General features: G+C 69.8%; 22 protein-coding genes, 1 tRNA gene and 3 pseudogenes. 8 read left to right on the top strand and 18 right to left on the bottom strand.

Annotation, left to right across the window (positions count from 1 at the left end; all coding sequences use genetic code 11):
• Positions 1–39: 39 nt before the first annotated feature.
• Both ACZ3OF_RS06675 and ACZ3OF_RS06670 read right to left on the bottom strand, forming a co-directional pair.
• Positions 40–867 (bottom strand): universal stress protein, encoded by an 828-nt coding sequence (locus tag ACZ3OF_RS06675; RefSeq protein WP_467303212.1) that lies wholly within the window; start codon positions 865–867, stop codon positions 40–42.
• Between the two features lie 179 nt (positions 868–1,046).
• Positions 1,047–2,279, bottom strand: a complete 1,233-nt coding sequence (locus ACZ3OF_RS06670; protein ID WP_467303210.1) for a serine hydrolase domain-containing protein — start codon at positions 2,277–2,279, stop codon at positions 1,047–1,049.
• Between the two features lie 368 nt (positions 2,280–2,647).
• Between ACZ3OF_RS06670 and ACZ3OF_RS06665 the strand changes: the two genes are divergently transcribed.
• Both ACZ3OF_RS06665 and ACZ3OF_RS06660 read left to right on the top strand, forming a co-directional pair.
• Complete coding sequence (locus tag ACZ3OF_RS06665) at positions 2,648–3,532, top strand: 2-hydroxyacid dehydrogenase (protein WP_467303208.1); 885 nt, start codon at positions 2,648–2,650, stop codon at positions 3,530–3,532.
• Between the two features lie 152 nt (positions 3,533–3,684).
• Positions 3,685–4,374, top strand: a complete 690-nt coding sequence (locus ACZ3OF_RS06660; RefSeq protein ID WP_361674909.1) for a hypothetical protein — start codon at positions 3,685–3,687, stop codon at positions 4,372–4,374.
• Positions 4,375–4,489: 115 nt separating this feature from the next.
• On the opposite strand, the gene ACZ3OF_RS06655 is transcribed toward ACZ3OF_RS06660, so the two are convergent.
• Positions 4,490–5,719, bottom strand: coding sequence for an ion channel protein (locus ACZ3OF_RS06655; protein WP_467303801.1), 1,230 nt, complete (start codon positions 5,717–5,719; stop codon positions 4,490–4,492).
• A gap of 713 nt (positions 5,720–6,432) precedes the next feature.
• Positions 6,433–6,855 (bottom strand): hypothetical protein, encoded by a 423-nt coding sequence (locus ACZ3OF_RS06650; protein WP_361674905.1) that lies wholly within the window; start codon positions 6,853–6,855, stop codon positions 6,433–6,435.
• A gap of 345 nt (positions 6,856–7,200) precedes the next feature.
• Between ACZ3OF_RS06650 and ACZ3OF_RS06645 the strand changes: the two genes are divergently transcribed.
• Positions 7,201–8,466: a DNA sulfur modification protein DndB gene (locus ACZ3OF_RS06645; RefSeq protein ID WP_467303205.1), complete on the top strand. Its 1,266-nt coding sequence runs from the start codon at positions 7,201–7,203 to the stop codon at positions 8,464–8,466.
• Positions 8,467–8,956: 490 nt separating this feature from the next.
• Here the strand turns inward: ACZ3OF_RS06645 and ACZ3OF_RS06640 are convergent, their stop codons facing one another.
• The 8 genes from ACZ3OF_RS06640 to ACZ3OF_RS06605 form a co-directional block, all read right to left on the bottom strand.
• A complete protein-coding gene (locus tag ACZ3OF_RS06640) occupies positions 8,957–9,133 on the bottom strand; it encodes a hypothetical protein (protein WP_361674901.1) in 177 nt (58 codons plus the stop codon).
• A gap of 79 nt (positions 9,134–9,212) precedes the next feature.
• Positions 9,213–9,308 (bottom strand): DUF6131 family protein, encoded by a 96-nt coding sequence (locus ACZ3OF_RS06635; protein WP_467303203.1) that lies wholly within the window; start codon positions 9,306–9,308, stop codon positions 9,213–9,215.
• A 141-nt stretch (positions 9,309–9,449) separates the two neighbouring features.
• Positions 9,450–9,827, bottom strand: a complete 378-nt coding sequence (locus tag ACZ3OF_RS06630; protein ID WP_361674899.1) for a low affinity iron permease family protein — start codon at positions 9,825–9,827, stop codon at positions 9,450–9,452.
• 92 nt (positions 9,828–9,919) lie between these two features.
• On the bottom strand, positions 9,920–10,516 hold the full coding sequence (amaP, locus tag ACZ3OF_RS06625) for an alkaline shock response membrane anchor protein AmaP (protein WP_467303201.1): 597 nt from the start codon (positions 10,514–10,516) through the stop codon (positions 9,920–9,922).
• 11 nt (positions 10,517–10,527) lie between these two features.
• On the bottom strand, positions 10,528–11,211 hold the full coding sequence (locus tag ACZ3OF_RS06620; protein WP_467303199.1) for a DUF6286 domain-containing protein: 684 nt from the start codon (positions 11,209–11,211) through the stop codon (positions 10,528–10,530).
• Positions 11,208–11,651, bottom strand: coding sequence for an Asp23/Gls24 family envelope stress response protein (locus tag ACZ3OF_RS06615; protein WP_361674893.1), 444 nt, complete (start codon positions 11,649–11,651; stop codon positions 11,208–11,210). Before ACZ3OF_RS06615 ends, ACZ3OF_RS06620 begins: the two co-directional genes overlap by 4 nt.
• The gene (locus ACZ3OF_RS06610) at positions 11,648–11,875 is read right to left on the bottom strand and encodes a hypothetical protein (RefSeq protein WP_361674891.1); all 228 of its coding nucleotides are present in this window, start codon (positions 11,873–11,875) and stop codon (positions 11,648–11,650) included. Before ACZ3OF_RS06610 ends, ACZ3OF_RS06615 begins: the two co-directional genes overlap by 4 nt.
• Positions 11,876–11,911: 36 nt before the next feature.
• Positions 11,912–12,352 (bottom strand): Asp23/Gls24 family envelope stress response protein, encoded by a 441-nt coding sequence (locus ACZ3OF_RS06605; protein ID WP_361674889.1) that lies wholly within the window; start codon positions 12,350–12,352, stop codon positions 11,912–11,914.
• Positions 12,353–12,674: 322 nt separating this feature from the next.
• On the opposite strand from ACZ3OF_RS06605, the gene ACZ3OF_RS06600 reads away from it, so the two are divergent.
• The gene (locus tag ACZ3OF_RS06600) at positions 12,675–13,244 is read left to right on the top strand and encodes a hypothetical protein (RefSeq protein WP_467303195.1); all 570 of its coding nucleotides are present in this window, start codon (positions 12,675–12,677) and stop codon (positions 13,242–13,244) included.
• 136 nt (positions 13,245–13,380) lie between these two features.
• Here ACZ3OF_RS06600 and ACZ3OF_RS06595 read toward each other — a convergent pair.
• The 3 genes and pseudogenes from ACZ3OF_RS06595 to ACZ3OF_RS06585 form a co-directional block, all read right to left on the bottom strand.
• Positions 13,381–13,564, bottom strand: a pseudogene (locus tag ACZ3OF_RS06595) (transposase); the annotation flags it as partial.
• A gap of 31 nt (positions 13,565–13,595) precedes the next feature.
• Positions 13,596–14,161 (bottom strand): annotated as a pseudogene (locus ACZ3OF_RS06590) (fatty acid desaturase); the annotation flags it as partial.
• 38 nt (positions 14,162–14,199) lie between these two features.
• A complete protein-coding gene (locus ACZ3OF_RS06585; RefSeq protein ID WP_356914107.1) occupies positions 14,200–14,355 on the bottom strand; it encodes a DUF6131 family protein in 156 nt (51 codons plus the stop codon).
• 670 nt (positions 14,356–15,025) lie between these two features.
• Between ACZ3OF_RS06585 and ACZ3OF_RS06580 the strand changes: the two are divergent.
• Positions 15,026–15,221: pseudogene (locus ACZ3OF_RS06580) on the top strand (tyrosine-type recombinase/integrase); the annotation flags it as partial.
• A gap of 62 nt (positions 15,222–15,283) precedes the next feature.
• Here ACZ3OF_RS06580 and ACZ3OF_RS06575 read toward each other — a convergent pair.
• Positions 15,284–15,358: transfer RNA gene (locus ACZ3OF_RS06575), tRNA-Val, on the bottom strand.
• A 163-nt stretch (positions 15,359–15,521) separates the two neighbouring features.
• On the opposite strand from ACZ3OF_RS06575, the gene ACZ3OF_RS06570 reads away from it, so the two are divergent.
• The 3 genes from ACZ3OF_RS06570 to ACZ3OF_RS06560 all read left to right on the top strand — a co-directional run bounded on the left by ACZ3OF_RS06570 (position 15,522) and on the right by ACZ3OF_RS06560 (position 17,998).
• A complete protein-coding gene (locus ACZ3OF_RS06570; protein WP_361674885.1) occupies positions 15,522–16,289 on the top strand; it encodes a DUF4097 family beta strand repeat-containing protein in 768 nt (255 codons plus the stop codon).
• A gap of 116 nt (positions 16,290–16,405) precedes the next feature.
• A complete protein-coding gene (locus ACZ3OF_RS06565; protein ID WP_467303191.1) occupies positions 16,406–17,770 on the top strand; it encodes a hypothetical protein in 1,365 nt (454 codons plus the stop codon).
• Between the two features lie 9 nt (positions 17,771–17,779).
• A complete protein-coding gene (locus tag ACZ3OF_RS06560; protein WP_361674882.1) occupies positions 17,780–17,998 on the top strand; it encodes an FmdB family zinc ribbon protein in 219 nt (72 codons plus the stop codon).
• Positions 17,999–18,060: 62 nt separating this feature from the next.
• Here the strand turns inward: ACZ3OF_RS06560 and ACZ3OF_RS06555 are convergent, their stop codons facing one another.
• Positions 18,061–18,708: a response regulator transcription factor gene (locus ACZ3OF_RS06555; protein WP_361674880.1), complete on the bottom strand. Its 648-nt coding sequence runs from the start codon at positions 18,706–18,708 to the stop codon at positions 18,061–18,063.
• A complete protein-coding gene (locus tag ACZ3OF_RS06550; RefSeq protein ID WP_467303187.1) occupies positions 18,699–19,991 on the bottom strand; it encodes a sensor histidine kinase in 1,293 nt (430 codons plus the stop codon). The genes ACZ3OF_RS06555 and ACZ3OF_RS06550 overlap by 10 nt, the downstream gene beginning before the upstream one ends.
• Positions 19,992–20,064 lie beyond the last annotated feature (73 nt).

Genomic DNA, 20,064 nt, shown 5'->3' with positions numbered 1-20,064 from the left:
CGACGGACCGCCTCGGGGCGTACGGCTCGTGATGCCGGGTCAGGAGTGCGGCACGACGGCCACGGGGCAGGGCGCGTGGTGGATCACGGCGTGGGTGACGGATCCGAGGTGGGAGCCCCTGGCGGCCCGGCGCCTGCCGACGACCAGGAGACGCGCGTCCGACGCGGCGTCGACGAGGTGCTCGGCCGCCCGTCCGGGAGCGGACACCTCGGACACCCGTACCGCCGGGAACTTCTCCCGGAAGGGACGCACCGCCTCCGAGAGCGCCGCCGCCGTCCCCGCCTCGTCGTCCGCTCCATGGTGCCGGTGGAAGGAGGTGTGCCAGGTGTTGACGATCTCCAGGGGGACGTCGTGGCGCCCGGCGAAGTCGAAGGCGAAGTCGAGCAGTTCCGGCGTCACCTCGGCCACGTCGAGGCCGAGCACCACCCGCTGCCGGCCACTGTGCTCGTACCCCGGGCGCACGAGCACCACGGGACGCTTCGCGTCGGCGACGACCTCCTGGCCCACGGATCCGACGACGAAACCGCGGACGCTGCCGAGCCCGTGCGAACCCACGACGAGCATGTCCGCCTCGGAGGCGGCGGCGAGCAGCACCTGGGCGGGGGCGTCCTCGATCTCCTCCGCGCTCAGGACGACGTCGGGCCGCCGGGCCCGCGCACGCTGCTCGGTCGCGGAGATCACGCTCTCCGCCTCACCGGCCCGGTCCTCGTGGGACACCTTCATGGCCGCCAACTGGTGCTGCGCCCACAGCGTGGCGTACACGAGCCGCAGCCCGCCACCGCGCAGCCCCGCCTCGTCGGCGGCCCAGTCCAACGCCGCCACGCTGCCTTCGGATCCGTCCACTCCCACGGTGACAGGTCGGGACACGCCGCTCTCCTCGTCTCGGGGCCGCCCACGGGTGAGCGCGCCGGATCAGGAAGCTACCGACTCCCCCCGAGCCCGAGGCCGCACCGCATCCACGAACGCCCCCGAAGTACCCGTCCGGCGCATCGGCTCCGGTCCTCACGGGGGCGGGGGCGGGGGCGGGGGCGGGGGCGGCGGCGCGGTCAGCCGAAGTCGGGGACGGGGTGGTCGGGGGCGAGGGCGGCGGCGATGCGCTGGGCGATCACGTGGGCGGAGTGTCCGTCCTGGGCGGTGGGGCCTTCCGTGGTCGAGACCGCGATGGCCAGGCGCTCGGACGGGAGGTAGGCCTGCGAGGCGGAGTAGCCGAAGAACAGCGGATGCTGGGCGATCCAGTCACCGAGGACGAGCACGCCCATGCCGTAGTGGGTTGCCGCGGTGTTCGGGAGACAGACCGTGGCCGGGCACGTGGAGGTGGGCCGGCCCAGGCCGACCGTCCCCGGGTTCAGCAGCTCTCGGTGGCCGGCGGGCGAGAGCAGCTCGCCCGAGCCGATACCGGCCGCGGAGCGGGCCAGGTCGCAGATGTCGGTGGTCTGCACCGCTCCGGGGGCGGTGGTCCACGAGGGATTCCAGAAGGTGGACTCCTCGTAGATCCCCCGGTCGGCGTCGAAGGCGTGCAGGACGGGCTCGGGAATGTCGGGCGTGAAGTTGTTACGGGTCTCGCGGAGTCCGAGCGGCCGCAGCACCTCCCGCTGGAGCAGGACGTCCAGCCGGGTCCCGGTGATCTTCTCCAGGGCATCGCCGAGGAGGACGAAGTTGGCGTGCGAGTAGCTCCAGTTGGTACCGGGTTCGTACCATCGCGGCTTGCCGGCGGCGAGGGCCACCAGCTCGTCGGCCGTCCAGTGGCGGAACGGGTTCGCGGTGACCGCCTGCTGGAACTCGGGCAGCGGGACGTAGTCGACGAGACCGGTGGTGGAGGCCCCCAGCATCCGCAGGGTGATGCGCTCGCCGCCCTCGAGATCGGGCAGCCAGCGCGCGACGGTGTCGTCCAGACCGACCCGCCCCTGGTCGACGAGCCGCAGCAGCGCCGTGCCCATGTAGCTGATCGCGATGTTGCCGTTCCGGAAGTGCATCGCGGGCTCGGCCGGGACCCCGGTCATCGACTCGCCGAGCGCGCTGGTGACGACCTCGCGGCCCCCGGCGGTGACCCGCAGGATGACGGACTTGAGCCCCATCTCCGCCTGCGCCTGCTCGGCGATCCGCACCACGTCCCGGGCAGGCCCACGCTCGGGCACCCGAGAACTGACGCACCCCTCACGATGCCCCCCATCACCCACCGCGCCCCCGGCGGCCGTGACGGGCGAGCTCAGGGCGATGAGTGCGGCGAGGACGGTGACGGCGGCAAGGCGCGACCGTGACGTGGCGCGGGCTGATCTCATGGCGGGAGTATCAGCCGCCCCCGCCCTCCCGGCGCCCCGAGCGGCTTCGACCCGCGCGAACATCACCCATCAAGCCCGGCACGAACCCCCACCTCACCCACGCGCCACGCAGGATCCCCGGCGGACAGCGACCGGGGCTTCCGGCCGTGGGGGCGACGGTCGCGACGGGGATGGTTGCCGGGGCCGCGCACGAGCACCCGGACCTCGGCCGACCTCCGAGTTCGCCGAACAGAGACGAAGTCCGTCGAGTCCGCGCCGATCATTTGTGGCGAATGGTCTAGGTTCGACCCGTGAGTTCCTCGGACCGTCCTGCTGATCAGGGCGCCGCCCGGTTCCTGTTGCCGTATCCGGCATCGGATGTGCGCGGCATGCCCGATGATCTGCCCGTCATGGTGTGGGACGGCGCCGGCGGCCCGCCGGACGCGGAGAGCCTCGCCACGGTGGAATTCCTGGTCGTCCCCTACGGCCGCACGGATGCTGCCGTACCCGTCCTCGCGAGCGCGCCACGGCTGCGAGTCGTCCAGTCCCTCTCGGCCGGCGTCGACGACCTCGCGGAATTCGTTCCCGCCGGCGTCACACTCTGCAACGCCAGGGGCGTTCATGACACCAGCACCGCCGAACTGGCCGTGTCGCTCGCTCTCGCGTCGCTCCGGGGCATCCCCGACTTCGTGCGTGGCCAGGACGTCGAGGAGTGGCGGACCGGCTACCGTCCCGCGCTGGCCGACCGTACGGTCCTGCTCATCGGCTACGGCTCCATCGCCGCCGCGATCGAGGACCGGATCACCCCCTTCGAGTGCGCCGTCCTGCGAGTCGCCCGCAGAGCCCGCTCGACCCCGCGCGGCCCCGTACACCCGCTCGCCGGGCTACCCGAACTCCTGCCCCGAGCCGACGTCGTGATCCTCACGGTCCCCCTGACCGAAGAGACGCGCGGCCTGGTCGACGCGCGATTCCTCGCCCTCATGCCGGATCAGTCCCTGCTGGTGAACGTCTCCAGAGGCGCTGTCGTGGACAACGACGCGCTGCTCGCCGAACTCACGTCCGGCAGACTGCACGCCGCCCTGGACGTCACCGACCCAGAGCCTCTCCCGCCCGGCCATCCGCTGTGGCACGCACCCCACACACTCATCAGCCCGCACGTCGGGGGCAACAGCTCGGCCTTTCTGCCACGGGCATTCCGGCTGATCCGCACCCAGATCCTGCACCACCTCGCTGGAGAGCCACTGGAGAACGTCGTCCCGACCCACAAGTCCTGATCTCGGACGGTCGTTGCACCCGGACAGAAATCCGGCCAGAGGCGAGACGACCACCGATCACGAACACCTCCCTGTCGCCCGACCCCGCGCGCGTCGCCCGTCGCGGTTGTCCCGGGGCGGTGCGACGGACGACGACTGCAAGGGCCCGCCACGTGACCAGACATCAGTCTCCAGAGCCGGCCGAGCGCCAGGATCCGCCGGAGGCGTTCGGCGAATCCCGCTGGCCCATGGCCGCGGCCGTCCTCGCTGCGATCGTGCTGACCGTGCTGCTCCCCGACAGCTTTCGTGTGGCGCCTCGTTGGGTCTTCCCGGTCATCGAGGGACTGCTCATGCTGGCGCTCATCGCGGGGGACCCGGGCCGGATCGACCGGCGATCCGCCTTCCTGCGCGCGGTCTCCATCACCTTGGTCGGAGTCCTTTCGCTCAGTGCTGTCTGGTCGACCGTCCATTTGGTCGACGACCTCATCCACGGCGGCCGGGAGACCGGCTCGGCCTCGAGCCTGTTGCAGAGCGGCGGCACGGTGTGGGTGTGCACCGTCCTGGCCTTCTCACTGCTGTACTACGAGCTCGACGGCGGCGGGCCCGCCGCCCGCGCCCATCACATGCCTCCCACCCCGGCACTCGCCTTCCCTCAGCAGCTCAACCCCGAACTGGCACCGGCCGGCTGGCGCCCCCGCTTCATCGACTACCTCTACCTCGGGTTCACCAACGCGACCGCCTTCAGCCCGACCGACGTCATGCCGCTGGTCCCCTGGGCCAAGATCGTCATGAGCGTCCAGGCCCTCCTCTCCCTTCTCATCCTCGGGCTGGTGATCGCCCGCGCCGTCAACGTTTTTGCCTGACTTCCCGCGAGACCGCCGGTGCTGTCGGCCGCAGAAGGGGCACTTCGGTAGCGCCACGGAGCGGGGTGCACCGCGTGACGAAGGCGCGGGCACGCGGCCGACAACCTCCGGCCGTTCAGCGCAGGGAGGCGCCGGAGTCGTCCAGTTCGAGCCGGGGACGGCCGGTGACGACCAGCCAGGCAGGCAAGGAAGCGACACAGAGCAGAGCGAACAGCGAGGGCTGGGGGGCGAGGACGGCGGCGGTGAAGAGGCTCACCCAACCCAGCCGGGTGGTCGCGAGCAGGACGCCGAGCACGCCTGCCGAGACGGCGACGGCCGGGGGAATCTCCGGCACGAGGGCCTGGGCGAACAGACCGAAGGCGACGCCGACGAACACGGCGGGGAAGATCCTGCCGCCCCGGAAGCCGCAAGCGGAGGCGACCAGCAGGGCGACGACCTTTACGGCTGCCATCTTCGCAAGGTCGCCGGAGGACCAGCCGCCGAGGTTCGAGGTGAGTTGCTTGACCTGCTCCAGGCCCTTGAACAGCGTCAGGGATCCGCCGAGTGTTCCGAGGACGCCGAGGATCAGGCCGCCGAGGGGGAGCATCAGCATCGGGTGGCGCAGCCGCCGGAAGGCGCTGTGGATGTAGGGGAAGCAGTAGCAGGAAAGGAGGCCGACCAGGGCCGCGGCGGTGGCCACGACCATCGCCGCGAGCAGGTCGCCCCATCCGGGGTCGGTCACCTGGGGCAGTGACAGGTCGAAGGTGAAGTCCGTGAGCAGCGAGGTGACCATCGCCCCGGTTCCAGCGGCGACCAGTGGCGCGAAGAGCCGGTCCCACAGCGAGCCTCGACCGGCCGGCTGGTGGGTGAGGGCTTCGGAGACGACCAGGGCCGCGGCCACCGGGGTGCCGAAGAGGGCACCGATGGTGGCGGAGGTGGCGAGCACGACCCACAGGGCGCCGGGCGCGGCGGGCACCACCTTGCGGCCGAGCCAGTAGAGGAGGGCGATGTTGGCCGCGATGATCGGGTTCTCGGGTCCGAGGCTGACCCCGCCCGCCAGGGCGAGCGTGCTCGCCACCAGCAGACCGGGGACGACCACGGGGGCCAGCGGAGGACCTTCGAGCCCGGTGGAGGCCGGGTCGGGGCCCGCATGCCCTGGAACCTTCCAGACGACCAGCCCCACCGCGATGCCGGTCGCTGTCAGCACGACGATCATCCAGAGGGAGGAGTAGTCGCCGATGCCCAATGCGTCCGGGAGTGTGCCCCACAGCACGTCCTTGAGCTGCTCGGACAACTCACTGATCCCGATGTAGAGCAGACCGGACACCGCCCCGACCACGAGCGCGGGCAGGATCTGCGGCAACAGGACCCGGAACGGGCTACCAGGAGCGGAGGGCGGAGGCTGAGATGACGGGGTATCAGTGACCACCGGAACACCCTATGCGCGCAAATGTCCAGTAAGCCCGCAATCGGAGCGTTTCGCATCCCCCTCCGGGGAGTGACCGCGCGGACCTCGGCCCATCCCGACCGCGCGCGACTCAAGGCTTCGCCCGCCGCGGCCGGCACACCACCGAGACCCTGACAGAGGGCTTCAAGGCCTCCCGTCCCTCCGGCATCTACGCATGGCCACCGGGAGGCCTCGCCCGCATCTGGGCAGACGGCCACGAGGAAGTCGAGGGCTTCTACGTGTTCGACGCCTTGGCCACGGCCCCTCTTGCCTACCAGCCCCACGTCGCCGTGACGTCATCAGCTCCAGCGACCGCTGGGAAACGTATGCGTCAACGTTGCCCGCCTTCGGCACCGACAGCCCCTACTGCGACTGCGACCTCAGCTGAACGCATCCAGTGCCCTGCCAGCGCCGACCGCGCGGACGCTTTCCAATGCCTCTCATGCTTGCAACTCACTAGCCAGCAATGCCACGTCAAGCCGCCCCCGGCCGCCGCCATCCACCGCTGTTGATGGCATCCGTGCTTGCCAGACGCACAGATGCCAGCCGAAGCATCAGACTCCGTCCTGCGACCCACTCCAGCCCCTCGTCCCGGCACACACTGGACATGAAAACCCGCTTCCTCACAGCAACTATGAACGTGCATGAAGCTCGTGCAGGGAGTTGACCTGCCCGATCCAGAACTCGAGCCTTGCCATTGAGGAGGAGCCTTTGGGGAGCAGATCGAGCTGCTGCGCGAGTGCATAGAATCCGGGGCCGGCATCGTTCGCTCCGAGATAGTGCACGAGAGCCGAGATCATGAGCCTGCTGTCTGCGTAGTCACGCTCCACGACCAGGCCGAGCAGGTGACCCATTGCCGCCCGTTCGTCCGCCCGCTCGAAGTCGAAGCCTGGAAGCCCGGTCCGTCGAGCCAGCACGGAGTTCATCTCCGTGTACGTCGTGACCTTGCGGAGCTGCGCCCGCTCAACAAGGAACCTCAGGCCAGTATCAACCAGCTGATCCCATTCGTCATCGCTCCGGCCGTACATCGCCCACCCTCTGCGCTCGCGGTCCAAGTTCTTGAGTATGCCGAACAGCCCAACCAGATGGAGCGGCTTGGAACACATGGTTCTGGAGAGCCGGTGCGTCTCAGGCAAATGAGCAGGCCGTGCCCTATCAGTGATCCGCCTATTCCGTTGCGTCCGCGGATGGGCTGACTGTGGGTCGTGCGTCGTTACCCCTGCTGCTCGCCAGATCAGTCAGAATCGGTCGGCAATGACCTCAAGCGAAGCGCGTACGAACAGAATTTGCCAAGTCAGTCTTCAGGTTAAAAACTTATCGCCTGCAGGTTCCAACTTGAATATACGGTTTGCTCGTTGCCGCGCTGAACCGTGCGCGGTTGATCCCATTGGGGGGACCACATGAGCATCACCGTCGATCCTCTGCGACTGTCCAAGCCGCAGGACTCCAGCACCTACCTCGCCATCAAGACGCCTCAGGGCGGCCGCACCGTCTACAGCGTGCGCGTGCCCCTCCTTGACCTCCCGACCATCCTCCCGGTTCCCGACCCGAACAACGTTGACAAGGACAACCGTAAGGTCGACCGTCTCCACGCCAAGCATTTCGGCGAGTACCTCGATGCCAAGCAGGACTGGGTTGCCCCCGCCCTCCTGGCTCGGGACGGTGGTGGCTGCACCTTTGAAAAGGTGGACGATCAGGGTGCCGTCGGCTACCTCACCGTCCCGTGGGCGATCGGCGGCATCTCTTCCCTGCGGACCATCGACGGCCAACACCGCGTGCTCGGTGTCGCCATCGAGAAGCAGCGCATCACCGATGCCATCTCCGCCGTCGATCGCGAGGTGGCCCGCAAGGTCAGCCAGGAGAAGGCCGCGAAGCTCGAGGTCGAGCGCGAGAAGCTCATCAGCCAGATGAACCGCCTGAAGGCGGAGTACGTTGGTCTGGACATCTACGTCGAGCCCGACCCGATCAAGGCCCAGCAGATGTTCGTGGATGTTGCCGACAACGCCAAGGGCATCAGTAGCGCCGTCCGCGCCCGCTTCGACAGCTACAAGGTTGCCAACCGCACTCTGTCCGACGTCATCGATCACCCGCTGCTCAAGGGCCGGGTCGATGCCGAGCAGGACCGCATGACGCTCAAGAACCCCAACTTCATGGGCGCCAAGCACGTCGCCGACATCACGCGCGCTGTCATCGCCGGCGCTGGCGGTCGAATCAGCAAGAAAGCCGAGCAGACCCTCACCGACGGTGAGGTGATCGAGCAGGTCAAGGACTTCCTTGACGTTATCTCCAACGCCTTCACCGACCTCGCCAACCTCACCGAGGACGACCCTGACGCGGAGCGTCAGCCTGGAGACCTCACCACGGCCCAGGAGGTACGCCGCACCTCACTCCTTGGCTCGGTGGGCATGCTCCGCGTTCTCGGAGGTGTGTTCCGCGAGCTTCGGGCGGGCGATAACCCTGCCGAGCTGGATGACATCACCGCGTTCTTCAAGCGGCTCGATCCGCACATGGCTGCGCCGGTCTCTGAAACCAGTATCTGGCGTACCACTGGGGCGAACGACGATTTCGAGCCGAACGCTGCTGCGCCGATCATGCGGACCCAGAACATCGTCCACCTGGTGGGCGTCATCGCCGGCTGGTACAGGAAGGCGCCCGCAGCGCTGTAGCTGCCGCGGCAACGGCGGGCGTAGGCGCCAAAGACCCCGGACCTTGATCGGTCCGGGGTTCTTCGTGCTTTCGCTTTGTGAGCCTGGCCGCGGGATCCAAGCCATCACCCCATCTCAGCCTGTCTGCGCGCTGCGACGGCTGTCAGGAGCTGCGGACGCCCTGACGTTCCGCAAATGACCGTGACTGACCGCTCGATCTGGCACGTATCCGGCACGCGTGCTCAGAGCTCAACTCGCTGGCTCACAACGTCGTCATCAGGCTCGGAGGTGTCTCCGGCAGGTCGAAGAGTGCGTCCTGCATGGCAGCACCCTCCCACCTGGCACGGACAGTCGACCTGTCTCGGGGCACCGCACTTAGCATTCGCGATTTACATGCGGCGCCTTCATGGCGGGGTCAGGCTGCCGTCGTCGCATCGTGGTCCGAGGCTAACCGGGTAGCACCCGTCAGGGTCGTCGAGAACCGCGTGCCCGGAATCAGCTCCGATCGTGATCAGTGGCCCGTGGGCCGGCGTCGGCGCAAGCGCAATATCGAGCGCACGAGCAGATACAGCACGGCGACGACAAGAAGTAGCACTCCGATCGAGAGCAGGTACAGCATTCCGTCCACGACAGCGCCGATGATGATCAGCGTTATGGCGCTGACGAGCAGAATCAGGAAGATGACCATCGCGCTACGCCTCCCTGTGTGATGGCGGCGATAGGGACGGGACCGCGCGCCTGCATCAGCACGCGAGCCGATCCGTCTATCAATAGTGACGGCGTCCGCCGACCGCGTGACCGACCGCCCCGATGATCCACAGGATGACTCCGATGACGAGCAGGATGACCGCGAGAATGGTCATGATGACCTCCGGCCTCGCGGGTGCCTCAGTCTCAGAGTAGGCGCGGCACCCGATGGTGGCCTGCAAGGCAGTGTCTCGACGGTGGTCGCTTCCTTGCTGGCACCGTCGGCTACGCCCGCGAGCCTGACCACCCCGGTGGACTCAGGAGCCTTCTTCGTTGCCGAGGATGGACCGTAGCTTCTGGTGTGCCTGTCCGGTGTCGCCACCCTCCTGCCCTTCCAGCAGGACGGCTGCGATGGCGTCCAGCTTGCGCTCGACGGCGCGTTCGGCCCGCAGCTCGGAGTTCTTCAGCAGCGCCACCAGTAGCAGGGTCAACGCCGACATCGCCTCCCCCACGAACAGAAGCCACGTGATCGGCAGACCGATCACGTGCAACGCGACGGCCACGGCGACCAGGATCAGGCATATCCCGAAGAACGATGCCGAACTGGTGAACCGTGAGGCGTTCTCGGCCAGTCTCTCGAACGGCTTGCTCCGCGAGCCTCCGCGGTCGGACGGATGCTTGAGAATCATGCCCATCCTCCACGGTGGACGGTGGCACGCCGGGGGGCCGCCCCGCCCGGATATCGACCTTCCTGGCGGGATTCCGGTCTGGATGCGGCGAAGGGTCCCTAGTCGACGCGACGGGCCTTGTGGCGAACTTCCCGGAGGCTGACCTTCGAGGGAAGGCCGTCCAGGCCTGCCGAGTCCCGGGCGCGTGCGAGCGTTTCCCGGCTGAGTCGCCCCAGGGTCTGCTCCGGATCCGCGTGAGGCTCCAGCCACAGCCGCACGCGTGCGACCGGAGCGGTACGCCGGCCGGTCAGCCGGACATGAGCCCGCGCGACTCCGTCCAGGGCCTGCGCCTCGTCCTCGATCACTTCCTCGAACGCACGGCCTTTGAGTTGGGCAGTCGCGCCGTCTTCGCTGTCGACGAGGACGCGGTCCAGCCGGCCTTTGCGCAGTAGCGCAACAAGCCACCACAGCAGCAACACCAACAACACGGCGAGCACGGCGATAACGGTCGGCCACCACCAGCCCTCTTCCCGCCACCGAGTGCGTCCCTCGATGCCCAGCACTACATCGGCCGGACCGCGAAAGGGCCACCAGCCCGGTACGTCGAAACCCCAGTGGCGCTGCAGATCCAGACCGCCCAGCAGAACGCCGCCGCCCAGGGCGAACAGTCCGAGGCCGAGCAGCCCCAGCATCAACCGGTTCACCGTCTTGAGCATCGGGATCGACCTCAGCCCTTCCTCGGGCGCCGGACACGCACGGACAGCGTGGGTGGCCGAGCGAGACCCAAGGTCGTAACGGCTTCGCCCAGCGCGGCATCGAGGTCCGCTCGGACCTCGTCGAGTTCACGGAAATGTACCTGCGCCTGTGCTTTGACCTTCCGGCGCCCGACATCTACCCGAGCCGACTCGACACCGGACACCCGCATGGCCCGGTCACGCAGGATCAGGGCGGCTGCGCGGCGGTCGAGCCCCGCGTGGACCTCGGCCGTTCCTCGGGTACCCGTGGGCTGCCGCATGGGCAGAAGCTTGCGCAGCCCCGGCGTCACCGCCAGCAGGAAGAGCCACAGCCCGAGCGCCATGGCCACCGCGGCTCCGACGATCATCCAGATGTCGTCCAAGGGTCGGGTGGCCAACTCATCGGCGAGCCGCCGCCGCCAGCTCATCCCGGGCTGGCCGGCCCGCACCGAGACCACGTCGTACAGGAGCAGTCCAGTGGCTCCGACGAGCAGCAGGGCCACAATGACCGCGGGGATCCGCCGCGCGGACCAGAATCGCCTGGGCGACTTGCCCGATTCTCGGACTGCCGTCGGCGCGCCGGGGTCCCGGGGGTCCCCCGGGGGCGAAGCTGCCTCCCCGGGATCGGGAGGAAGGTCGCTGTCGCCGGCCGGCTTCCGCCACGTGTTCGCGCTCATGTCACCCTCTCCTGGTCCGGACGCCGCGAATGAACCGAGTGCAGCCTCTCGACCGACACCACGAGGTCAGAGACATCCAGGCCGGCCCACGCCCTCAACCGTTCGGTGACCTCTCGGCGCACCGCAGCGCACTGAGCCCCGATGTCCGACGGATAGCCCAGCTCCACAGCGATACGCGCCCGGACCTCGCCAAGCACCGGTCGACTCTCGCCAGGGTCACCTTCCCGCTCTGCCCCATTCCGCTCCGACGCCCGCCGCACGGACGCCGTGACGCGTGGCTTCCGGCGGCCGGGAGGTACGTGACCGGCCGACTCTGTGAACCGCCTCAGCGCCTCGCGCGCCACCTGGGCGGCAATCTTCGCCGCAACGCGGTCGTCGACCGCGGTCGCACCCCGTTCCCCGCGGGGAACGGCCGGGCGCCGGGCGGCTTCCCTGGTCACTGCCGCCAGTCTCTCCGGGCCCGCCGCTGGTCATCGCGGATCCGCTGCTGGTCGTCACGGCGGCGGACGAAGTAACCCGGTTCAAAATCACCTTCCGACAACCACCCGACCACAAGTCCGACGGCGCCGAGCCCAAGAACCAGCAAGAAGGCCCAGAAGTCCCCGAAATACGCGGCGAAACCCAGCGCCATTCCGGCGATCAAACCCACCACGGCTCTGCTCATCACGCGCTCCTTCACTCAGTAGCCGAACCCGTCCGGCTACTGGATCCGCTGCCGCTCCTCCCCTTCGTCCTCTTCGTCCTCCTCGTCGGGCAGCTTCACGTCGCTGACCATGATGTTGACTTCCACGACTTCCCGCCCCGCCAACCGCTCCACCGCGGAGATCACGTTCTCCCGTACCTCACCGGCCACGTCCGTGATCGAGACGCCGTAGTCGACAACGATCTCCAGATCGATCGCCGCCTGTACCTCTCCCACCTCGACACCGACCCCGCGGGTGACGGACTTGCCGCTACCGGCGCCGGGCACCCGCTCCCGCATCGCGCCCATCGAGCGCGAGAATCCACTGCCAAGAGCATGAACGCCGGACACCTCCCGTGCCGCTATCCCAGCGATCTTCTCCACCACCACATCGGCGATGGTCGTCCGGCCACGAGAGGCGGGCGCACCACCGTGCCTTACGTCGGACTTCTCACTCATCAGGCCATTCCTCCCTGGACGGGCACACCTGACAATCTTGGCTTTATCCTCATTTTATAGCTCCTTTACGCGGAGGGACGACCGCGAGCCGGGGCGGTCAGGCGGGCGCCATGGGCGTCCCGGCTCAGTTGCAGGAACAACCCTGGGAGAGGGTGGACCGGTGGAAACCGAGGCGTGGACGCAGGCAGTACGCGACCAGCTCCACCTGGGTCGACTGCTCCCGCTCGGAGGGCCCGAAGACGGGACATGGATCACCGAGCAAGCGGCCGTCCTTGCCCTCTGGCCCACGGCCGCCGAGACTCCCGGCGTCACGCTGAGGAGCATGCGCATCGGACCGGCACCGCACGAACCCGTATCCGAACCGGCCGTCCGCCCGCCCGCCAGCGCGCTACCGCCTGGACCGCTCAGGATCGAGGCCGCCTTGACCGCATCCGCGACGCGGCCGGTACACCAGGCCGCCGAACAGTTGAGGACCACGCTGCTCGACGTGGCCGCTGAACGGCTCGGCCTGACGATCGTGGCAGTGGATCTGCGCGTCACGGGTCTCGACGAAGGCGCGGAGTCGCCCACGTCGAAAGCTCCACCCACGCGAAGCTCCGCCCCCTCGACCGGAGCAAAGTCCATGCGGGGGCCCATCGCGGAACTTGCCGGCGTCGCGTCGGCCGTGCCAGGCGTCGCTCGCCTCACCGCCCCGCTGGGAGGCCGCCCGGTCAAGGTGGAACGACAGGACGATCCACCCGGTCGGCATGTCCAGGTCCAACTCGCGGTCGCGCCCGGCCACCATCCTCTGGAAGTTGCCCGCGCCGTCCGGGCAGCCGTAACCGCCGCGCCCACCAGTGACACCCCGGGCCCGGCAACCGTTGCCATCCTCATCACAGGAACCGCGGCCTAGCTAGTGCCTGTCCGACAGCTCAAGCCGGGTCGGGACGAACCAGCCCCCAGGGATGATCACCCATGAGACGAGGGGGCGCTCGCCATGGCCACGGCTGGTTCCAGGGCCACGGCTGGTGGCGCGGCCCTGGCCGGGGGCGGACCTGGACACGCTGAAGCAGTCGGACCCACGTGCCGTCCGCCTCCCACCGGCAGAACCGCTCGTACGTCGTTCGTACACCGTCTGCCATGGTGTCCGTACCGCTCAGGGAGCTCGCGCCACGGTGCTCCGGTTCGCAGCCGTCACAGCACACCGTTGACCACTTGCCTGTGGTCACGCCATTGGACGGCCACAGCCCGTCTAGGCTTGGGTGCGGTGCTTCAGGGAGCGGTTGGCCAGTGCCTTCACCCCTATCACATGCAGGTTGAAGCCCTCCAGAGTGAGCAGCGGGAAGAAGAGGAAGGCCTGGGAGCGGCCGATGAGGCGGGGAAGGCCCTTCGCGGCGCGTGCCTGGCGCTGGGACCAGACCAGCAGGTCGGGGGCGAGGTCTGGGTCGAGAGTTAGTGGTTGGGGTTGGCATGGTGACGTGTTTGTCTGTCCTGCCACCAGCCGTAGCCCATCCCGATGCCCACGTTCCCGGCGATACGGCCGAACCGTTCGCTGGGCTTGCGCAGGGACACCTGGCGGTGAGCCACGTCATGGGCGAGGAGGGCGACTTGGCCGAACGCCACAGCGAGGAAGGCGGCGGCAAGTGAGCCGATGAGTACGAAAGCGATCCAGCCGCCGGCATAGAGCACGCCGACCGCGGTGATGCGGGCCGTGTAGCAGCCGGGTCTGCGGTGCATCAGGCCGGCGTCCGCGACCTCCTTCGCCAGTCTGGCGAAGTCACTGCCCGTGGCCTTCGAAGTCGGAGCGCGCACAGAAGGGGGGCTCGTCATGACAACCGGAACGTTCCACCATCATGCCACCGCGCCGGTTACCAGTAGTGCCGGCGTCCGCCGACCGCGTGACCTACCGCGCCCAGAATCCACAGCAGAACCCCGATCGCGACCAGAACGATCCCGATCGTCCAGAGAATGCCGATGCCGGCCACGAGGCCGATGACGAGCAGGATTACTCCGAGGATGATCATGATGTCCTCCGGTGCACAGGACGCCCTCGTCGGGCGCTCCTACGCCCCGCGACTCCCCGCCCAGGAACGAGGCAAACCCGAAGCAAGCCGGCCCAGCGCGTGTGCCTCCCCGGCAGCGTTGCCGGAATGGCGATTCACGGACCTGCGACGGGACTCTGGGCGCACAACGTCGGGACACGACGAGCAGCCACGTGGAGCTCGGGCTTCTCGCTTTCCGCCACAGCGGGATCGCCCGGGCTTGCGCGACAGTGGGAGCACACCGCTCGCGGCTCGACTTGGCGTCACCGATGTGTCGCCTGGGGCCTCATCGCACGCCACGTCCATGGAGAGCGGCGAGGCGCAGGCCTCCTCATACAGCACCGCGAGGTTCTCCGTCAGGTAGTGGGCCACGCCCAGCGACCCGACCGCGTGCACTCCGGCGATCAGGACGAAAGTCCCCTGGCCGCCGGGGTGGGGAAGCCTTCCGAGGTAGGCGACATCCGCTGGCGCGGGGTCGTGCGGGTCATCGCTCGGTGAGGTGTAGGTCTTCCCGCTCTCGCTCCCCATCGAGCTGGAGGTTCTGGGCGAGCGCCAGCGGCTTCTGCCCGGTCGAGCTGTCCTTCAGGGCCACGTACTCCCGATCGCCGGGGCGAAGCGGTACGGCAACCTGCACCAGCTGCGTACCAAGGAACGCTCGTCCGGCGCCCGGCACGGGTGCGCGACGCTCCTGTTCGCCGCAGGGGTGCCGGCGCGGGGCGTCATGGAGATCCTCGGTCACTCGCAGATCGCCGTCACGAATGAACATCTACACCCACGCCTCCGACGAGCGTCGGAGGGAGGCGATGGGCCACATGGACCGGCTGCTCCGCCGGCGCCGTCCTGAGTGAGACTGCCGTCAGCCTCTACCGTCAAAGGCCCCCGCAACGATGAGCTGCGTGGGCCTTTGTGCTGGTGGGCGCGGACGGTTTCGAACCGCCGACATCTGCTTTGTAAGAGCAGCGCTCTACCCCTGAGCTACGCACCCGTGGAGTGAGGCAACAGCGTACATGGCTCATGGGTGGGTCCCGCAAACCGGTTGATCCGGGGGTTAGCCCCACCTTCCGCGGGTGGGTCGCCGGATCGTCGCGGTCGGCGGGGGTCCGTAGCGTGGGGGGTCAGTCAGCGTGTCACCTGGGGGTTTGGTCGTCATGATCGGTCGTCTTCGCATCCGTACGTTCCTCGTCGCCGGTGGCGTCCTCGTCGGGGGCCTCGGGCTCGTCGGGTGTGGGAGTGCGGAGGTGGAGGGGGCGCCCGTGGAGAAGAGGAGCTTCGCCTTCTCCGGGGACTCGCTCGTCGTCGATGCCGACAACTCCGAGCTGGAGATCGTGCCCGCCGACATCAAGGACGTGCGGGTCCAGCGGCAGGTGGACGGGTGGGTGTTCATGGGGAGCGGGCCCGAGGCCGTATGGGGGCTCGAGGACGGGCGGCTCACGCTGCGCGTGAAGTGCGAGGCCGTCGCCAGCAACTGCGACTCCGTCCACCGGATCCAGGTGCCCCGTGGCGTCGCCGTCACCGTGGAGGACGACAACGGGAAGGTGACCGCCGACGGGTTCGACACCGATCTGAGGATCCGGTCCGACAACGGCGCCGTCGTGGTCCGGGGCTCCTCCGGGGCACTCGATCTGACCAGCAACAACGGCGAGATCGTCGTCGAGGGCGACACCCGCTCCGAGCAGGTCGTCGCGCGGTCCGACAACGGCGCCGTACGGATCGCCCTGAGCGCCGTCCCCGGGCGTGTGGAGGCCGTCAGCAACAACGGGGAGGTCGACATCGCGCTCCCCGACGCCACGTACGACGTCGACGGGCGCAGCGACAACGGCGAGGTCCGGATCGACGTGCCCACCCTGAAGGGCAGCGCCCACGTCGTGACCGCCCGCAGCGACAACGGGGAAGTCGTCGTCCGCAGCGCGAACTGACGGGCCCGTGTGTTCGTCCTTACCTGGTGGGACAATGAACCGGACCGGGCAGGGCGGACACAGCACGGGAGAGGGACGTGGCGGCGACTCACGCGAGGGGTACTTCTACGAGCGCCGTGACGGGGGCGGGAACGGGGACCCAGGAAGAAGGCGCGCGCGGGGGCTCGCTCCGGCTCGGTGTGCTGCTTCCGCTGCTCGCCGTCGCCCTCCTTCCCGCCGCCTTCGCCGGCGGCGGCAACCGGCGCTGGTTCGGCGGGCGCGGCGAGAGCCAGCGGGCCGAGGCGCAGGCCGCCAAGGACGACGCGGCCGCCGCGTTCTACGAGCTCGACACCGCCCAGCGTGATCTCCGGATCTCCATCGAGACGATCACCGCCGTGGACGACTCCCCCGGCGCCCGCCGCGCCGTCGACGGCTTCGCGGCCCTCGGCCAGCGGATCGACGAAGTCAGCCACGCCTACATCACCGCCGTCGACGCGCACGACCTCGACCGGGACGAGCTGGACGCGGCCACCGCACAGCGTGCCCGCACCGAGCTGACCAGGGCCAAGGACGAGCTCGTACGGGTCAAGGGGGAGCTCGACCGCTTCGCGCAGGGGCTCGGGCCGCTCCTCGACACGGCCGAGACCCAGCTCGCCCGGCTCGCCCCCGCCGTCGAGCGGGCGCGACAGGCGCTCCGGAACGCGAGCACCGCTCTCGAAACGGCCCGCGGCGCCGGCCTCCGCGCCGACGATCTCGCCGCCAGGCTCGCCGCCCTCGGCCCCGACCTCACCCGGCTCAACGAAGGCGCCGGGCGCCACGGCGTCGCCGACACCCTCCAGCGCGCCGACAAGGTCCTGCGCGACGCCGAGGCCGTCCGCACCGAGGCCGAGCGCCTCCCCGAGCGGGCCGCCGAGACCGACAAGCGCCTCGTCTCCCTCCGTACCCGCGCCGAGGCGCTCACCACCAGGACCGGCACCGTCGAGCCGGTCCTGTCCGAACTCCGCCGCCGCTTCACCGCCGCCTGCTGGCAGGACCTCCAGTACGTCCCCTCCCAGGCCGCCGACAACGTTCGCAAGGCCGAGGAGAAGCTCACGGAGGCGGCCAAGGCCCGCGACGAACAGCGCTGGCCCGACGCCACCAGCCTCCTCGCCACCGCACGCGCCCTGCTCAACGCCACCGACGAGGCCGTCTCCGCCGCCGGCGACCGGCTCCGCCGCCTCGACGCCGTCGCCAAGGACCCGCAGCACGAGATCGAGCGCGCCCGCTTCACCATCCGGGACGCCCAGCGCCTCGCCATGGCCGGGCGCAACACGCCCGACCCGCGCCACGCCCGCCCCCTCGACGACGCCGTGGGACGGCTCGACCGGGCGATCGGCACGCTGGAGGGCCGCCACCCCGACTACTGGCACTTCCTGACCGAACTGGAGGGCGTACGCGCCACCGCCGCCCGCGTCGTCGAGCAGATCCGGGAGGAGCGGGGCGCCGGGCACCACTCCGGCTAGCCTGTCCGTATGCCTCGATACGAGTACCGCTGCCGCACCTGTGGCGACACGTTCGAACTCAGCCGCCCCATGGCCGAGTCCTCCGCCCCCGCCGCCTGCCCCGCCGGGCACGACGACACCGTCAAGCTGCTCTCGGCCGTCGCCGTGGGCGGATCGGCGACGGCCGCACCCACACAGTCCGGCGGTGGCGGTGGCGGTGGGTGCTGCGGTGGTGGCTGCTGCGGCTGAGGCTCACCAGCCGTCCCTCGGGCCCGTCCGCCGGCTGACCGGCCCTCCCTCGGGCCCGTCCGTCAGCTGCCCAGGTAGCGGAGCACCGCGAGGACCCTTCGGCTGTAGCCCTCGCCCCGGCCCGTCAGCTCGAGCTTGTCGAAGAGCGCGTTGATGTGTTTCTCCACCGCGCTCTGCGACACGTGCAGCTGCCTGGCGATCGCCGCGTTCGTGTGCCCCTGAGCCATCGCCGCGAGCACCTCGCTCTCCCGGGGCGTCAGCCGCGCCAGCGGATCGGTGTGGGTGGTACGGACGAGCAGCCGGCGGACGACCTCCGGGTCGAAGGCCGTCCGCCCGTCCCCCACCCGTTCCAGCGCGTCCAGGAACTCGTCGACCTGCGCCACCCGGTCCTTGAGCAGATAGCCCACGGCCCCCGACTCGCCGGTCAGCAACTCGGTGGCGTACCGCCCCTCCACGTACTGCGAGAGCACCAGCACCCCGACGTCCGGCCACTCCCGGCGGATCTCGAGCGCCGCACGCAGCCCCTCGTCCGTGTGCGTCGGCGGCATCCGTACGTCGGCCACGACCACGTCCGGCGGGTCCGCCCGTACCGCCGCGAGCAGTTCGATCGCGTTGCCGACCGCCGCCGTCACCTCGTGGCCCTCCTCGGCCAGGAGCCGTACGAGCCCTTCCCGTAGCAGCGTCGAGTCCTCCGCCAGGATCACGCGCACGGCAGGACCGCCCGTACGACCGTCGGCCCGCCCGCCGGGCTGTCCACCTCGAACCGCCCGTCCAGCGCCGCCGCCCGGCTCGCGAGTCCGCTCAGACCGCTGCCGGACGCGTCCGCGCCACCCGTCCCGTCGTCCGTCACCGACACGCTCAACTGCTCACCATCCAAGGTTACTTGTACGTCGATACGGGTCGCGCCCGCGTGCTTGACCACATTGGTGACCGCTTCCGAGACGAGGAAGTACGCCACCGTCTCCACCGCCCTCGGAAGCGGCCGCTCCACGGCGTACCCGAGCCCCACGGGCAGCGTGCTGCGTTCCGCGACCGTCTCGAGCGCCGCGCCGAGACCGCCCTCGTCGAGGACGGCCGGGTACACCCGCCAGGCCACCTCCCGCAGTTCGGCCAGCGCGCGGCGGCTCTCCTCGTGGGCCTGGAGCAGCAGGGCGTCGGCGCCCTCCGGGTCCCGGGCACGGATGCGGCGCGCCCGGCCGAGCAGCATGCCGAGGCCGACGAGCCGCTGCTGGACACCGTCGTGGAGGTCGCGCTCGATCCGGCGCCGCTCGTCGTGCACGACGTCCATCACCTCGGCGCGGCTGGTCGCCAGCTCGGCGATCCTGGCCTCCAGGGCATCGGCGTGGCTGGGCCCGGAGCGCCGGGCGAGCCCGTCCTCCAGGGCGACGACGCCGAGGGCCCCCTGGGCGGAGAGGAAGACCAGGAAGAAGCCGCCGAGACTGCTCAGGCCGACGAGCCAGGGATGGTCGATGTCGGTGATCAGCCAGCCGACGAAGACGAAGGCGCCGAGGCCGAGGCCGTACGCGGCGCAGCCGAGGAGGACCCCGCCGAGGATCCCGAGCGGCCAGCGGGCGGCGAGATAGCGCAGGGCGGCGGCGTCGTGGACCCCGGGGAGGCGGACGCCGAGGAAGCGGTCGAGGCGGGCCCGCTCCAGACGGGCGAGGGCGTGTGCGGCCGCGGTCAGGGGGCGCAGGACGGCTCCGCGGCCGCGGGGCGAGGCGAGTACGGGCAGCAGCGCGAGTCCGCCGGCGACGGTGCCGAGGAGCTCCAGGACGGCCGTCCCGGCCCCGAGCGCGAGTCCGAGGGCCAGGCGCGTCCAGCGCGCGAGGTGCCGGAGGAGCGGCCGCCCGGCCCCCGGATCGGGCGACCGGGCGGCATACCGGCCCGCCTCCCGACCGGCCGACGGGCCCGGCACGGTCGGCGGGCCCGGCACGGTCGGCCGCTCCGCGCGACGCGCCTGCCGACTGTCGTCGTCCGGGGCTGAGTTCGTCATGATCTGTCACGCTAGCCGGACCGCGCCCCCACCCGCACTGCGGAAAACCGCACCCTCCTCTGCGGCCTCCATC

Source organism: Streptomyces sp. NPDC022552, assembly GCF_055561875.1.
This window is presented reverse-complemented; position numbering and strand designations above follow the sequence as displayed.

Excerpts from the sequence above, each read along its gene's own strand:
- ACZ3OF_RS06610 (WP_361674891.1), bottom strand. The coding sequence starts at position 11,875 with ATGAGCAGAGCCGTGGTGGGTTTGATCGCCGGAATGGCGCTGGGTTTC.
- ACZ3OF_RS06620 (WP_467303199.1), bottom strand. The coding sequence starts at position 11,211 with ATGAGCGCGAACACGTGGCGGAAGCCGGCCGGCGACAGCGACCTTCCT.
- ACZ3OF_RS06600 (WP_467303195.1), top strand. The coding sequence starts at position 12,675 with ATGCGCATCGGACCGGCACCGCACGAACCCGTATCCGAACCGGCCGTC.
- ACZ3OF_RS06605 (WP_361674889.1), bottom strand. The coding sequence starts at position 12,352 with ATGAGTGAGAAGTCCGACGTAAGGCACGGTGGTGCGCCCGCCTCTCGT.
- ACZ3OF_RS06630 (WP_361674899.1), bottom strand. The coding sequence starts at position 9,827 with ATGGGCATGATTCTCAAGCATCCGTCCGACCGCGGAGGCTCGCGGAGC.
- amaP (WP_467303201.1), bottom strand. The coding sequence starts at position 10,516 with ATGCTCAAGACGGTGAACCGGTTGATGCTGGGGCTGCTCGGCCTCGGA.
- ACZ3OF_RS06645 (WP_467303205.1), top strand. The coding sequence starts at position 7,201 with ATGAGCATCACCGTCGATCCTCTGCGACTGTCCAAGCCGCAGGACTCC.
- ACZ3OF_RS06640 (WP_361674901.1), bottom strand. The coding sequence starts at position 9,133 with ATGGTCATCTTCCTGATTCTGCTCGTCAGCGCCATAACGCTGATCATC.
- ACZ3OF_RS06585 (WP_356914107.1), bottom strand. The coding sequence starts at position 14,355 with ATGATCATCCTCGGAGTAATCCTGCTCGTCATCGGCCTCGTGGCCGGC.
- ACZ3OF_RS06670 (WP_467303210.1), bottom strand. The coding sequence starts at position 2,279 with ATGAGATCAGCCCGCGCCACGTCACGGTCGCGCCTTGCCGCCGTCACC.
- ACZ3OF_RS06665 (WP_467303208.1), top strand. The coding sequence starts at position 2,648 with ATGCCCGATGATCTGCCCGTCATGGTGTGGGACGGCGCCGGCGGCCCG.
- ACZ3OF_RS06560 (WP_361674882.1), top strand. The coding sequence starts at position 17,780 with ATGCCTCGATACGAGTACCGCTGCCGCACCTGTGGCGACACGTTCGAA.
- ACZ3OF_RS06570 (WP_361674885.1), top strand. The coding sequence starts at position 15,522 with ATGATCGGTCGTCTTCGCATCCGTACGTTCCTCGTCGCCGGTGGCGTC.
- ACZ3OF_RS06635 (WP_467303203.1), bottom strand. The coding sequence starts at position 9,308 with ATGACCATTCTCGCGGTCATCCTGCTCGTCATCGGAGTCATCCTGTGG.
- ACZ3OF_RS06550 (WP_467303187.1), bottom strand. The coding sequence starts at position 19,991 with ATGACGAACTCAGCCCCGGACGACGACAGTCGGCAGGCGCGTCGCGCG.